Here is a 13,375-nt window from a genome sequence, read left to right as displayed (position 1 = left end):
GGAAGGGGCCGACGTGACCGAAGATGCATCGTTGCGGTGGGACGCCCTGCCCGAGGGCCAGCGCCATCCGAAGAACCTCGCGATCCTCGCCGTCGAGCACCTGGTAATGCCTGCGAGCTACCCGTGCCGCGTCACGGTCCTCCAGGACGTCGACTATCGGAAACCCGAGATCTCCGTGCTCGTTGCGTTGCCCGACGGCCGCGAGCGCACCGTCAAAATCCTCGATGGTGATGACCCGGTCACGCTCGCGGCGAGGATCAGGGGCGCGGCCGACCAACTCGTCAGTGATAGCGAGGGCGCGTAAGGGGCATCGTCATTGTTCTTCGTCGAGTGCTACGAACAGCTCAACGAGCAGCGGCTCGAGCCTCCTGGTCGCCTCGGCGTCAGCGACGTCGCCCTGGACCAGCAGCTCGGCGTGCTGGCTCGTCGGCAGTGCCAAGACGTCGTCCTGGGTCAGGCACCGGGCGACCAGCGGGTGCTCGAGGCCGCGGATGGAGCCAACGGCTCGCTCGAACGAGACCGCACCGAGGTACATGCCCGGTCTCCTTGTGATGACGGCTGCCCAGTTCTCCGGTGTCATCGCGCTCGTCGGCGTGACCACATGGTCGTCCATATCTCAGATTCTTTTGTGTCGCGGGCGGGCGCGGTTGTAAGCGTGGAGGAGCCGTCCCGGGGCCTGGGGCAGGAGCGTGACGTTGCCCCGTCATAGACGATCTCGACAGCGTCGCGGTCGTCGACCACAAGATCGATGAGCGAGGGCAGCATCCTGCCGGCCTCTCTGGCGCTGATCGCGTGCATGATCACCTCCTCATCGTGTTTGGTCCATCCGGACGGTGATGAACGAGAACTATCAGCTCGCGTCTTCGTTCGGGGCCGAGAGCCGTTCGGCCGGTGAATCGCGTCTCGCGAGCACGTCAGTGATCGGTCCGACCGTCGTGCCTGGTTCGAGGGCGATCATCGGCTTGTACGACGGTCCGCGCGATATGTCGCCGTCCAATTCGTAGACAACGGTTCGGAGGGTGTTCAGGTGGCGACCGAGGAGTACGGCCATCGTGAACGGTCCGTGGAAGGCGAGGTTTACCTCGGCACGTCCGTGGCGGGCTGACAGTTGCCGGATTCGTTGCGCGATGTTGATGCTGAGACGAGCTGCCTCGCGTGGGTCGATGCGCTCGGACCCCTCAAGTGAGAGAATCTCCACTTCGGAGAATCCCTCGCCGTCGTCACTTACAAGCCGGTCGAACACTGTGCGATCCGGCTCCGGTGTCAGGGTGACAAAGACCGCGACCCTATCTGGTTTCCCTGCACCTCGACCATGTCCAGGGGGGACCATCTCGGTCCTGAGCCGTGTGATGTTCGGGTCGTCTTCGGGGACAGTGGCTTCCCAGGTTTTGCCCTGGACATCCACCACCACGAGGTTGCCCAACTTGGTCTCCGGTAGCGCGGCCCCCAGGGCGAGTCCGACTGATAGGTGAGCGCCACCCGAGATGCGGACGCGCGGTGAGTTTGCCGCGTAAACGGCATCACTGGTCAACGGGAGTGTTCGTCGCAGGTATTCGAGTCCTTCGGGGGAGGGGAGTCGGCCGGTGTCGGGCGGCTTGATTCGGAGGTGCAGGTCCGACTCATCGGCATCGCTCGCGAACGCGACTGGGCGGCTCTGTACACGAATCGTGAAGTCCCGGCCGTCGGCGTGGATTGCGGGCTTTCGTCGCTCGATGCGGTGCATGAGGAGATCGCGCACAATCTCGATTTGGCCCGCCTGTTCTAGCATGTTGGCCTGTTTCTTGTCGGCCAGAGTGCGGGCTGGCGCAAGCCTGAGGAGCCGGTCCGGAGCGTCGTAGTCGCATTTCGAGTTGTTTCCTCGAGCGACAGCGTTGGCGATGCACAGGCCGAAAGCTGGATCACGATCGAGCTGGAGTAGCCGGGGCAATTCGCGCTCGCGGACGATGATGCTGTCGACGATATCCGGTGTTACGAGGAGAACGGCTGCTGAGAGCCCGGCGGTCAGGGCCTGTTCGAGGCGATCGGTGGTTGTCCCTGGTCGGAGGTCGATGCGATCGCGCCATACTACGAGGCCGGCGGCGCGGAGCAGATTCTCCAGGGACTCTGCTTGTGGGGTCCCGTCCGATTGGCGGTAGGAGATGAAGACGGGGCCGTCGCCTCGCACAGCGCCGGATGGCAGTGGACCTAGTGGCTTGAACCGCGACGGCGGGACTGAGACCGACGCTGTGCGCGTCGCAGTACGGCCAAATCGTGTGCGTCGGGCAATGAGACCGCGGAACTCGCCGGTAGCGCCAGGCGAGTAGACGAGCATTGCAAGTGGGCCATCGCTGCCTTTGGCGGCGGCGCGGATGGCAGCGATGTCGATCGGACTGGGGGCGGATGGAATGGGATGACTGTGCCATTCGCCGACGTACCCGATCGGGTCATCGGCTGCTCGTGGTGCGAGGAATTCCTTGAGGAGCGCATTCGCGCGGGCGTCGTCGCGAACATACCTGTCTGTTGTTGCCTTGGCACTGCCGATGGCCAAGGCATGGGTGACTATTACGTTGCTGTCTTCTCGGTATCCGAGGAGGATGCCGCCAGCCTCCAGAGGGAGGCGTCTCGCGGTCTCGGATGCGATGGCCTGCTGGGCTTCTGCATGCACGTCGATGTTCGGCGATGGCCGAGTCACTGGGGCCTCCTTACGGCGCTGATTGAGAGTTCTCGCATTTCTCCGGCGACGTGGACTGGTCGACCGACGAGTAGTCCGATCGCGTGGCGGACTGTCGCTGCGGCCGCCTCGACGACTGCGTATGGCGGGGTAGGGGAGACCGGGCTGCCACAGCCGGCGTCGAACACCTCTGGCACGAACTGATGCGCGCTAACGGCGGTCCGAGGCAGTGGGTCCGCCCCATCGATCGGCGGCAGCAGATCGATTCGGTAGCTTGCGCCGTCGCCTTGGATCGTCGCCGAGAGGATCCGCTTGGAGAGTGTCTGCGCAGTGACGTGGAGGAGTGCGGTGGTGGCGAAGTCAGCGGTGGCGTTGACCACGAGATCATGGCTATTGAGAAGATCGGCGGCTTTGCCGCCCGTGGTGAGCGTTTCGTTCATCGGTGTGATGTCTGTGGCTGCGATGTCGCCGCGTGTAACCAAGTGCTGCTTGACTGCGTTGACCTTCGACAGTCCTATGGATTCGCGGCCGACGAGGTGACGGACGAGGTTCCCTGGCATGACGACGTCGCCGTCGATGAGCGTGAGATGACGGATACCGGAACGCACGAGCATGTCGGCGACGAATGAGCCGAGGGCTCCGACGCCGATGATGGCCACGCGGCATCTGAGGAGTTCGGGGGCGAGAAGGCCCGCACGCGCAGCTCTGGCGGTGTCGGTGTCGGCTCCTGAGCGCAGGCGTCTGGCGGCGATGCTGCCGCCGACGGTCGGCCAGACTTCGAGCGTGATCGCGCCGTCGTGCAAGCCACGACGGTAGGTCAGTACCAGGATGGTGATCGAGTGGTTGCGAATCTTACGGTCCAGGTCGACGGTGGGTTTGATGCGAACGGATATGTCGTCCCATGTTCTTGGTGGTACGTCTACGTCGCCGAGGTCGGCGAGATATCCCAAGCGAACTTTGGTGGGCTTCGAGTACTTCGTCGGCTTGGTGCCGCCAGCGATCCGCATCGTGTTGTTCCGCGCCGGCCGGAACTGAACGAACCGGCCGCGGAACTGGGTCAGGTCGTCGTAGAGGTACAGCCGTTCATCCTCAGACGGTTCGAAGTAGCGGTCGAGATCGAGGTCGGGGCGGTCGCCTGGCCATCCGGAGTCCGCTTGGTCGAACCAGGCGGCGACGTGCTCTAGGAACGCAGGCGCTTCCGCCCACCACAAGCCGTCGTGATCGTCCTCTGCGACCAGACAGAGCGAACCGTCCAATTCTCGGTGCCAGGACCATGCGACGGCATCAGGGCTTACCGGGGTGACGCGGGGCGGTTGGAACGGGAACCGAGACCGCAGCGTGATCAGCACGTCGGTGGTCTTCCCGGAATGGGTGATGGGCCCCCGCCAGCCATCGTCGCTTTCGATGAAGCCCGCGCGGATCAAGCCTTCCTCGAAGTGCTGGCGCGAGTAGCCGACGTAGTCGTCGTACGCGGCAGCAGTCACCCGAAAGTCCTCGTTCCTGCCGGGACCACCCGCGCCCCCGCCGAAATCGCCGACACGCGCTTCGAGCCATCATCGTTGAATCCACGCGGCATCTGGAACACCCTCTCGCCATCTCCGTTCTCGCCCAACAGCTCCTGAAAGATCAGCGCCGCCTTGCCCTCATCCTCCTCCTTGAGCGCACCGCGCGCAGACTCCGCGGCGTCAGCGAAGCGGGTCCGGGCCGCATCGAGCTCTTCGCTGGTTGCGCGGATGCTGATCGTGTGCCCAGCCAAGGTGGGGTCATTCACGCCGATGCCGTAGCTGACGAAGCCGTCGATAGTCTGGCTGACCTCTTCGAGAGCGGACACGTAGTACTCGACGTGATCGTTGCCCGACACCAGACCGGAGGCGAACGCTTGATATGTCGCCACCTCGATGAAGAACCCGCCTGGCTTCTTCGCGCCGAGGAGGGAGCGGCGGGTCTGACGCAACAGCTTGACCGTCGGGACGTAGTAGGCGTCGTGGGCTGCGTTCATCTCGCTCGACAGGGAGGTCAGGGTCTCGGGATTAGTACGCACCCATGTGTCCATGTCACCCTTCTGCGGGATCTCCCAAGTGTCTCCGTCCCAGTGCGGACGCGCAGGGACGGCATCGACATATAGGTCGTACTCGGGGAACGACACCTGAAGGCTTCGGTCCTGGCGCTTTGTCCTGCGATGCCCATCGGGGTCCGTGCCGAACTCGGCATGAAGCACGGCGAAGAACCGGTCGAGGATGTCCTTCGATGTGACATCGCTAGGGACATCCGGGAGTCGCACGAACACGTCGACGTCCTTGACGCGCTTGATGGATACGTTGCGCTTGTAGGAGCCGATCAGCACGGGATTCACGCCGTACTCGGCGAGCTTCGCGTCGGCTTCGAGTGCGTCGCGCACTAGCCGATGCGCTTCGGGGGCATTGACTTTGTCGTCGCCGGGCTCGATAGAGCTCAGCGCATCCTTGAACTGCTGTCTGAGGTGAGCCATCGGGCCCTCCGATCTCGTTGTGGTTACACATGAGTGGCTCTGAGCCTGCCGCACACCACCGACAACTTGAGCTGGTGTGCGGCAGGCGGCCTACTTCTTCTTGCTCTGCTTGCCGGTGCTCTCGTTGGTCGTGGTCTTCGGGTGACTCTTCACCGTGGACTGCTTGACGAATCGCCCGGTGATCGCGCTGCGTCCTCGCTTGCCTGCCATACCTCTCACCCCCCTCACGTGTTGCATATCCGGTCGTGTGTTTCAATTCTAACACACTCTGCGTCGAGGTCGATTCGGCGTTGCGGATGTGAGACACTAGGGTCATGGCCAAGACTACGATCAACACGGCCGCGCTTTACGCTGCGCTGGATGCCGCCCGTCAGGAGCGTCAACTCTCTTGGCGCTCGTTGGCGGGCGAGGTCGGCGTGAGTCCTTCACTGCTCTCGCGGCTCGGTAACGGCCTAAAACCCGACACTGACGGGTTCGCCACGATCATCGCGTGGCTCCGGCTCCCCGCTGAAGACTTTTTCGAGCACGAGGGGCGAAGCACCGTCGATGACGGCCGAGAACCTGACCTCATGGCCCAACTTGCGCCGCTCTTGCGCGCACGCAAGGACCTCAGCGAGACCGACATCAAGTACCTGCAACAAGTGATCGGCGCAACCGTCGAACGTGCACGAGCGCAAGGATGACCTGTGCGGCGAGGATTCAAGACCGAGGCGAAACGCCTCGCGCTGGAGCTACGATCTGAAATCGGCCTCGATGCGCACGTGCCCTTCGAGCCCTACGCGTTCGCCGCGGAGTACGGAATTCCAGTCGTCCAGCTCAGCGACCTCGAAGGTGAAGCCCGCTCCCACTTTCTGAGGGCTGACGGGAGTGTCCTATCGGGAGCGTTAATCCCGCACGGAACAGGCTTGATCATCCTGGAGAACGATGCTCAACCGCTGGCCCGCAGGCGCACCACCATGTGTCACGAACTCGCCCACGTCGTCCTTGAGCATCAGTTTGGTGTATCCCTCTCAGACGAGAGGAGGTGTGGGCTCGGCGGCGATCAAGAAGCAGAAGCCGACTGGCTGTCCGGCGAGATGCTGATTCCCACCGATGGAGCCTTCCGACTCGCCCGAGCAAACGCCACCGATGAGGCTGCGGCAGTCGAATACGACGTCAGCCTGGCTGTCGCCCGCTGGCGGATGAATCACAGCGGAGCTCGCAAGGTCATCGAGCGATCGCGGGCCAAATGGGCCAGGAGCACGAGCTGACCAACTCCGCGAGCGCGGGCAACGGATCATCTGGCGGGTGGCGCGATTGCGAGGTCCCTTGATGTGGTCCGTCCGGGTATCCGCGCATCTATCACTCGATCGTCGCGAGAAGGTCGGCTGGCTTCACGTCGAGAGCGTGGGCGAGCTTGACGATGACGTCGAGGGTGGGGTTCCGGCGTGATCGTTCCAGGCCGCTGATGTAGGTACGGTCGAGCCCGACGTGGCGCGCGAAGGCTTCCTGGGATGACCATCCGCGCTCGTGGCGCAGATCGCGGAGGCGCTCGCCGAAGGCGATGCGATGCGCCGGATGGTCATGTATCTACGATTTCGATGGGCGGACAATGAGTCCACAGAGTGCAAGTCGGAGATCCAGTCCCGCGTGGATTGGCAAGCTCAGCGAGCAGCCGCCCGCCTCACGAAGGCGAGAGTGGTCCCGCAAAAGGCCTGGGCTGTACCTGATCGGCCATCGATTCGGTTACCGCTATCACCCCGGATCACCCACGTGCCCCTGATTGGTCCCTGCCCTCTTCAGTGGCCGAATTTTGTGCGGAGTTTTGTGCGTAGTTCGCCTCATGGTGAGCCTCTTTGGATAGGCTAAAGCCATGTTCAGAGCGGTATTTTGGTTCCAAGGAGGTTCCCCCAACTGGGTCTGGATGCCGCCGTGGGGCCCGGACAAGATCACCGACGACGGCCGCGAGCAGCTGCGCGCCCTGGGCTTCACCGTCTAGGACCGCGCCGGCGATGCCGCTGCGCAACAGGGTCGACCCGTGGGGCCGGATCGTCGCCGATCCGGCCCGCGGTGTTTTCCTGGGTAACCGCGGAATCCTGCACGACGAATCCGGCACCGTCGTCCGCGAGCACGCGAACGCCATGTGGATCGCGTGCCGGCTCGACTTCAACGGCCGCTACCGCTCCCCGCGGCAACCCGAGCCCCGCAAGTACACCCAGCTCTTCCTCTTCGACGAGGCCACCGCCTACGCCGCCGGTCATCGCCCGTGCGGCGAGTGCCGCAACGCCGACTACCGCGCGTTCAAGCGACTCTGGGCCGTCGCGAACCCCGACGTCGAGAACACCCCGAAATCGATGGACCGCACGCTGCGCGCGGAACGCCGGGCCGGGAACGCACCCGTCACCGCGACGCCGCCCGACGGTGCCGTGGTCACCGACGGCACGGACGCCTTCCTCCGCTGGAACGGCGCCTGGCTGCGCTGGAGCTTCGAGGGCTACACCCCGGCCGAACCGGCGGGGGAGCTGCGCCTACTCACCCCGCCGTCGATCGTTCGCATGCTGGAGATCGGCCTCCCGGTCACCGCGCACCCCTCGGCCGGCTGATCGCGGGTCGTCACCCCGCGGCGAGCGCCAGCCGCGCGTGGGCGCGGACGTCGGCGTCGGAGTCGTCCAGCGCGGCGGTGAGCGCGACGGCGACCGCCGGTACCCCGGGCCACGTCCGCAGCGTCACGACGGCTGCCTTGCGCACGTCCAGATGAGGGTCGGCGAGGGCGGATTCGAGCGCGGCGACGGCACCGTCGGGCCCCAGGGCGACCGCGCCCCGCGCCGCCCCCTGCCGCACCTGCCACGCGCGATCGGCGAGGCCGGCATCGAGCAGGTCCACGTCGGTCGCATCGCCCAGGGCGCCGACCGCCTCCAGGGCCGCCGCTCGGACCAGCGGGTCGTGGTCGGCGGCCAGGGCGCGCACCGCGTCGACGCCGCCGCGGCCCACCGTGGCGAGTCCCGTGGCCGCCGCGATCCGCACTTCCCGGTTCCCGTCGGTGATCGCCCGCGCGAGCGCCTCCCAGTCGTCGTGCGCGACCAGGCCGCTCACGCCCACGACCCGCACGCGGTGATCCGGGTCGGTGCTCAGCGCGGCGAACTGCGCCGGCGTCCCCGCCTTGAGCGAGCGCAGCAGATTCCCGATGGCCGCCCGCACCACGGCGTCCGCGGAGCCGAGGTAGTCGGCCAGCCCGTCCGCCGACGGCAGCACCTCCACCAGCTCGATCAGCCCGGCGGCGGCCGCGCGCCGGACCGCCGCGTCCCCGTCGCCGAGCGCGGCGGCGAGGGGCGCCAGGAAGCCGTCCGGCGCGCCCTCGACGAGGAAGGTGACGGCGTTCCGCCGCACCGTCGTGTCCGGATCGGACAGAAAACGAGAGAGCTCCGCCACGGAGGGGCCGTCCAGCGCCAGCAGCTCGCGCAACCGCGGCGAGACCGCAGGCACGACGGCGGGCCGCTCGGCCGCGGCGGGGATCGCGCCGATCGGCGCCACCGCCAGCGGACCCAGCACCTCGACCGCCGTCGCGGACCCCGGGATGTGGTCGAACTCGTCCACGGCCACCAGGTACGGGGCCACCGGCCGGGTCAGGAACTCCATCTCGCCGTCGGCGCCCACCCTCAGGTTCAGGTGCCGGCCCCACCGCTCGTCGTCGCGCTCCGGCAGGTCCGGGCGGTCGTGGTAGAGCCCCCAGCGGGATTCGGTGCGCGCGAGTGAGGCCTTCGCCGCCATCTCCGCGCAGTCGCGGATGAAGGAGACCTCCACGCACCGCATCAGCTCGTGCGGCGTCCGCGCCCCGAGGCCGCCCACCTCGCCGCGCATCCGCTCGAAGGTCTCGATCGCGATGGTCAGCTTCGGCGCCGTCTTCGGCGGCGCGATGTAGTCGTTCACGAAGCGCCGCAGCTTGTACTCGACCTGGGGCTGCGGCGGACCGTCGGGCCTGCGCGCCGGGCCGTAGATCAGCTCGTGCGCCGCGGAGATCTGCTCGTCCAGGCCGTCGCCGCCCGCCGCCACCGTTCGCGCGTGCCGCACCGCGTCCGCCCCGGCGAGCTCGCCGAAGACGAACGCGCCGATCATGTAGTTGTGCGGCACGCATGCCAGGTCGCCCGCCGCGTACAGGCCGGGCACGGTAGTGCGGGCGTTCTCGTCGACCCACACGCCGGACGCGGAATGCCCGCCGCACAGGCCGATCTCGGAGACGTGCATCTCGATGTCGTGGGTGCGGTAGTCGTGGCCGCGGTTCGCGTGGAAGGTGCCGCGCGTCGGGCGCTCGGTGGTGTGCAGGATCGACTCCAACTCGCCGAGCGTCTCCTCCGGCAGGTGCGAGACCTTGAGGTAGATCGGCCCGCGCGCGGAATGGATCTCGGAGCGCACCTCGGCGATCATCTGCCCGGACCAGTAGTCCGAGTCCACGAACCGCTCGCCGAGCGCGTTCACCTGGTAGCCGCCGAACGGGTTCGCCACGTAGGCGCACGCGGGCCCGTTGTAGTCCTTGATCAGCGGATTGATCTGGAAGCACTCGATGCCGCTGAGCTCGGCGCCCGCGTGATAGGCCATCGCGTAGCCGTCGCCGGCGTTCGCCGGGTTCTCGTAGGTGCCGTAGAGGTACCCCGACGCGGGCAGGCCGAGGCGGCCGCACGGCCCCGTCGCCAGCACCACGGCGCCGGCGCGGATCTCGACGAATTCCCCCGTCCGCGTGTTGAAGGCGACCGCGCCCACGGCCCGCCGCTCGGTCCCGCTGCCGGTGGTCAGCACCCGCACCGGCATCACGCGGTTCTCGATCCGGATGCGCTCGCGCATCTTCTTCTGCCGCAGCACCCGGTACAGCGCCTTCTTCACGTCCTTGCCCTCGGGCATCGGCAGCACGTACGAGCCGGAGCGGTGCACGCGGCGCACGGCGTACTCGCCGTACTCGTCCTTCTCGAACTTCACGCCGTACCGCTCGAGGCGCTGGATCATCGCGAAGCCACGGGTCGCCGTCTGGTAGACGGTGTTCTGGTTGACGATGCCGTCGTTGGCGCGGGTGATCTCGGCGACGTAGTCCTCGGGCTCGGCCTTGCCGGGGATGACGGCGTTGTTCACGCCGTCCATGCCCATCGCGAGCGCGCCCGAGTGCCGCACGTGCGACTTGTCGAGCAGCAGCACGTCGGCGCCCGCCTCGGCCGCGGTGAGCGCCGCCATCGTGCCGGCGGTGCCGCCGCCGATCACGAGCACGTCGCAGGTCAGGCGGGTGCGGTCGGCGATCTCGGGGATGTCCATGGAACTCCTGGTGCTGGTCAGCGGTCGGTGAGGGCGTCGACGACGCCCGCGCGCAGGGCGGAGGACGACGGCGCGCGGCGCACGTCGAAGGACGCGCGGACGGGCTCGCCGCGGCGGCCCAGGACGACGATGCGGTCGCCGAGCAGGATCGCCTCGTCCACGTCGTGGGTGACGAAGACGACGGTGGCGGGGTGGGCGTCGAGGGTGCGCAGCAGCAGCCGCTGCATGTCGCCGCGCGTCTGCGCGTCGAGGGCGCCGAAGGGCTCGTCCATGAGCACGGCGCGGGGCGCACCGGCGAGGCCGCGGGCGAGCTGGACCCGCTGTCGCATGCCGCCGGACAGCTCGCGGGGCAGGTGCTTCGCGTAGGCGGTCAGGCCGACCTCGGCGAGCCACCGTCGGGCCTCGTCGGAGCGACGGTGCCGGGCCACGCCCCGCAGCGCGAGCGCGAGCCGCACGTTGTTCTCGACGGTGCGCCACGGCAGCAGGGCGTCCTCCTGGAAGACCATGGCGCGGTCGCGATCCGGACCGGTCACGGGCGCACCGTCGGCGAGGACGACGCCGGAATCGGCGCGGAGCAGCCCGGCGAGCGCGCGCAGCACCGTCGACTTGCCGCAGCCCGACGGGCCCGTCAGGACCAGGCGTTCGCCGGGCCCGACGGTGAGGTCGAGCGCGCGCACGGCGGTCGCGCCGCGGTAGCCGAGGTCGACGGCGTCGAGTCTCAGTCGCAGCCCGTCGCGCTGCACGGGCGGGCTGACCGCCGGCGCGCTCATCGGTCGCCCCGCGGCAGCCAGCGGGTGACCCGGCGGCCGGCCAGTTCGATGACGGCCGAGGTCAGGAAGCCGAGCACGCCGATCGTCAGCATGCCGACGAACACCGCGGGGTAGTCGACGAGTGTGTACGACTGCCACGTGCGGTAGCCCACCCCGAGGCGCCCGGAGATCATCTCCGCGGAGACGAGGCAGATCCACGCGACGCCCACGCCGACGGACAGTCCGGAGAAGACGCCCGGCAGCGAGCCAGGGAGCACGACGCGCCACAGCACCGCGAGATCTCCGCCGCCCTGGGTGCGCACGGAGTCCTCCCACACGGTCGGGAGGGCGCGGACGGCGTGCCGCACGCTCACCGCGATGGGGAAGAACGCGGCCGTCGCGGTGATCGCGACCATGCCCGCCTCGGACGACGGGAGTAGCAGGATCATGACCGGCACGAGCGCGATCGCGGGGACGGGGCGGGCGATCTCGAGCAGGGTCCCGACGGTCAGCTCGGCGGCGCGGGAGCGGCCCAGCGCGACGCCGGCGGCGATGCCGAGCACCGCGGCGACCGCGAAGCCCGTGCCGATGCGGATCAGCGACTGTGCGAGGTCCAGCCAGTACTCGCCGGTGCGCACCGACTGCGCGAACCGCTCGGCGACGGCGCTCGCCGAGGGCAGAGTGTCGAACCGGATCCAGACGAGCGCCACGTGCTGGGTGGTGAGCAGCTGCCAGACGCCGATCGCGGCGGCGGCCACCGCGATCCGGACCGGCCAGGCAGGGAGAACGGCCCGGCGGGCGGGGGCCGTGGCCGGCCGCCGGAGCGCCGCGGCGGGGAGCGAGTCGAGGGCGGTCACCGTCGGGCCTCCTCGAGGAGGGCGCGGTACTCGACGGGGACGGCGCCGGGGTGCTCCGCGCGGTAGCGGTCGCGGGCGTCGGGGCCCGCGAAGGGGACGAGCGCCGCGCCGTCGCGCAGCCACAGCGATTGGTCGGCGTACCAGCGGGTTCCGGTGAGCGCATCCGAGACGTAGGCGGCGCGGACCTTCCGGTCGGTCGTGGCGAGCGTGCGGATCAACGCCGTCGCGTCGGGCGCGGCCTCGGTGGCGTCGGCGCCGTCGAACCAGATCTCCGCGGACGGCCTCGGCGCGGGGGTGGCGGCGTCGTATCGGAATCCGCCGCGCGCGGCCTGTGCCTCGGCGAGGGGCTTCGGGTCGACGAACCGGTCGACGTCGAGCGGCGTGCCGAACTGGCCGATCGACTGCAGGTACCCGATGTCGCCCTTGAGAGCTCCGATGAGTGGCGCGGTGAGCGTGGGGTTGGGGTCGGTGCCGCCCGGCCCGTTGTACTGGTAGACGACCTCGGCGGGCAGGCCGCTGGCCTGCGCGACGTCCTGCGCGGCCTCGAGCGGGTGCTCGCGCTGGAAGTCCGTCGCGTCGAGTTGCGCCTCGAGGAAGGCGCGCACCACATCCGGGTGCGACGCGGCGTACTTCGTGTTGGCGACGACCCCGTGCAGCGTGGGGGTGTTCAGCTCGCCGCCGTCGTAGAGCAGGCGCGCCTTGCCCTGGTGGACGAGGAGGCCGGGCCAGGCGACGAACTGCGCCAGCGCCTGGACCTGGCCGGATTCGAGCGCGCTCGCCCCGACCTGCGGCTGCTGGTTCACGACGGTGACATCGGCGGTGCTGAGGCCCGCGCGGCTCAGCGCGGCGACGAGGGTGCCGTGCCCGGCGGAGCCGACGGACGCGGAGACCTGCTTGCCGCGCAGGTCGACCAGGGAGCGCAGCGGGGAACCGGGGGAGACCACCACCGAGTTGAGGGCGCCCCGCGCGCTCGACCCGGTGACCGAGAGCATCGCCGTCTCGGTCTCGGGGCTCGACTGCGCGCGGGATCCGTTGATCAGGAGGGGGTAGTCGCCCATCGATCCGATCTGGATCTTGCCGGCGAGCATGCCGCTCGTGATCGGGGCACCGGTGTCGAAATCCTGCCAGTCGACGCGGAACTTCCCGACGGTGGCGAGGCGCTTCTCCAGGAAGCCCTTGGCGCGCAGCAGGGTTCCCGCGGTGACGGTGTTGATGGTCTTGGACTGGTAGCCCACCACCAGGGTCTGGGTGGACTCGTCGGCCGCGGGCTCGAGCGAGCAGGACGCGAGGGCGGTGGCCGTCGCGGCGACGACGGCGACCGCGCGCAGGGTGGGTGTCATGGCTGGAGTTCTCCGGG

At 68.3% G+C, this 13,375-nt stretch carries 13 protein-coding genes and 1 pseudogene; 5 read left to right on the top strand and 9 right to left on the bottom strand.

Annotated features, from left to right (window positions below; genetic code table 11):
- Window positions 1-13: 13 nt before the first annotated feature.
- Window positions 14-304: an uL1 family ribosomal protein gene (locus tag BLW32_RS17895; protein ID WP_139286257.1), complete on the top strand. Its 291-nt coding sequence runs from the start codon at window positions 14-16 to the stop codon at window positions 302-304.
- A 9-nt stretch (window positions 305-313) separates the two neighbouring features.
- Here the strand turns inward: BLW32_RS17895 and BLW32_RS17890 are convergent, their stop codons facing one another.
- From BLW32_RS17890 to BLW32_RS17875, 4 genes are all read right to left on the bottom strand, one after another.
- Window positions 314-613, bottom strand: coding sequence for a hypothetical protein (locus tag BLW32_RS17890; protein ID WP_068738976.1), 300 nt, complete (start codon window positions 611-613; stop codon window positions 314-316).
- A gap of 237 nt (window positions 614-850) precedes the next feature.
- Window positions 851-2,671, bottom strand: a complete 1,821-nt coding sequence (locus BLW32_RS17885) for an SAVED domain-containing protein (protein ID WP_074850683.1) — start codon at window positions 2,669-2,671, stop codon at window positions 851-853.
- Complete coding sequence (locus BLW32_RS17880; RefSeq protein WP_068738974.1) at window positions 2,668-4,134, bottom strand: HesA/MoeB/ThiF family protein; 1,467 nt, start codon at window positions 4,132-4,134, stop codon at window positions 2,668-2,670. The genes BLW32_RS17885 and BLW32_RS17880 overlap by 4 nt, the downstream gene beginning before the upstream one ends.
- A complete protein-coding gene (locus tag BLW32_RS17875; RefSeq protein WP_068738972.1) occupies window positions 4,131-5,138 on the bottom strand; it encodes a nucleotidyltransferase domain-containing protein in 1,008 nt (335 codons plus the stop codon). The genes BLW32_RS17880 and BLW32_RS17875 overlap by 4 nt, the downstream gene beginning before the upstream one ends.
- Before the next feature lie 314 nt (window positions 5,139-5,452).
- Between BLW32_RS17875 and BLW32_RS17870 the strand changes: the two genes are divergently transcribed.
- Window positions 5,453-5,821: an XRE family transcriptional regulator gene (locus tag BLW32_RS17870; RefSeq protein WP_068738971.1), complete on the top strand. Its 369-nt coding sequence runs from the start codon at window positions 5,453-5,455 to the stop codon at window positions 5,819-5,821.
- 3 nt (window positions 5,822-5,824) lie between these two features.
- Window positions 5,825-6,388 carry an ImmA/IrrE family metallo-endopeptidase gene (locus BLW32_RS17865; protein WP_068738969.1) on the top strand — a complete coding sequence of 188 codons (564 nt, stop codon included), beginning with the start codon at window positions 5,825-5,827 and terminating at the stop codon, window positions 6,386-6,388.
- Between the two features lie 91 nt (window positions 6,389-6,479).
- Here the strand turns inward: BLW32_RS17865 and BLW32_RS17860 are convergent, their stop codons facing one another.
- A complete protein-coding gene (locus tag BLW32_RS17860; protein WP_197467573.1) occupies window positions 6,480-6,683 on the bottom strand; it encodes a helix-turn-helix domain-containing protein in 204 nt (67 codons plus the stop codon).
- 346 nt (window positions 6,684-7,029) lie between these two features.
- On the opposite strand from BLW32_RS17860, the pseudogene BLW32_RS27925 reads away from it, so the two are divergent.
- Both BLW32_RS27925 and BLW32_RS17850 read left to right on the top strand, forming a co-directional pair.
- Window positions 7,030-7,116: pseudogene (locus tag BLW32_RS27925) on the top strand (metal-sulfur cluster biosynthetic enzyme); the annotation flags it as partial.
- A gap of 13 nt (window positions 7,117-7,129) precedes the next feature.
- Complete coding sequence (locus tag BLW32_RS17850; RefSeq protein ID WP_068738967.1) at window positions 7,130-7,720, top strand: hypothetical protein; 591 nt, start codon at window positions 7,130-7,132, stop codon at window positions 7,718-7,720.
- Between the two features lie 10 nt (window positions 7,721-7,730).
- On the opposite strand, the gene BLW32_RS17845 is transcribed toward BLW32_RS17850, so the two are convergent.
- Genes BLW32_RS17845 through BLW32_RS17830 form a run of 4 tightly spaced genes read right to left on the bottom strand, consistent with a single transcriptional unit; the run spans window position 7,731 to window position 13,358 of the window.
- Entirely contained in the window at window positions 7,731-10,412 is a 2,682-nt protein-coding gene (locus BLW32_RS17845) for a fumarate reductase/succinate dehydrogenase flavoprotein subunit (protein WP_068738965.1), read from the bottom strand.
- A gap of 17 nt (window positions 10,413-10,429) precedes the next feature.
- On the bottom strand, window positions 10,430-11,182 hold the full coding sequence (locus BLW32_RS17840) for an ABC transporter ATP-binding protein (RefSeq protein ID WP_068738963.1): 753 nt from the start codon (window positions 11,180-11,182) through the stop codon (window positions 10,430-10,432).
- Complete coding sequence (locus BLW32_RS17835) at window positions 11,179-12,018, bottom strand: ABC transporter permease (protein ID WP_068738961.1); 840 nt, start codon at window positions 12,016-12,018, stop codon at window positions 11,179-11,181. The genes BLW32_RS17840 and BLW32_RS17835 overlap by 4 nt, the downstream gene beginning before the upstream one ends.
- Window positions 12,015-13,358 (bottom strand): ABC transporter substrate-binding protein, encoded by a 1,344-nt coding sequence (locus BLW32_RS17830; protein ID WP_068738959.1) that lies wholly within the window; start codon window positions 13,356-13,358, stop codon window positions 12,015-12,017. Before BLW32_RS17830 ends, BLW32_RS17835 begins: the two co-directional genes overlap by 4 nt.
- Window positions 13,359-13,375 lie beyond the last annotated feature (17 nt).

The organism is Tsukamurella tyrosinosolvens, assembly GCF_900104775.1.
GTDB classification, from domain to species: domain Bacteria; phylum Actinomycetota; class Actinomycetes; order Mycobacteriales; family Mycobacteriaceae; genus Tsukamurella; species Tsukamurella tyrosinosolvens.
The sequence above is the reverse complement of the archived record's forward strand: the minus strand, read 5'-3'. Positions and strand labels throughout refer to the sequence as shown.

What these genes read in the sequence shown, in the direction of transcription:
- BLW32_RS17890 (WP_068738976.1), bottom strand. Translation starts at nt 613, where the DNA reads ATGGACGACCATGTGGTCACGCCGACGAGCGCGATGACACCGGAGAAC.
- BLW32_RS17875 (WP_068738972.1), bottom strand. Translation starts at nt 5,138, where the DNA reads ATGGCTCACCTCAGACAGCAGTTCAAGGATGCGCTGAGCTCTATCGAG.
- BLW32_RS17870 (WP_068738971.1), top strand. Translation starts at nt 5,453, where the DNA reads ATGGCCAAGACTACGATCAACACGGCCGCGCTTTACGCTGCGCTGGAT.
- BLW32_RS17850 (WP_068738967.1), top strand. Translation starts at nt 7,130, where the DNA reads ATGCCGCTGCGCAACAGGGTCGACCCGTGGGGCCGGATCGTCGCCGAT.
- BLW32_RS17845 (WP_068738965.1), bottom strand. Translation starts at nt 10,412, where the DNA reads ATGGACATCCCCGAGATCGCCGACCGCACCCGCCTGACCTGCGACGTG.
- BLW32_RS17840 (WP_068738963.1), bottom strand. Translation starts at nt 11,182, where the DNA reads ATGAGCGCGCCGGCGGTCAGCCCGCCCGTGCAGCGCGACGGGCTGCGA.
- BLW32_RS17830 (WP_068738959.1), bottom strand. Translation starts at nt 13,358, where the DNA reads ATGACACCCACCCTGCGCGCGGTCGCCGTCGTCGCCGCGACGGCCACC.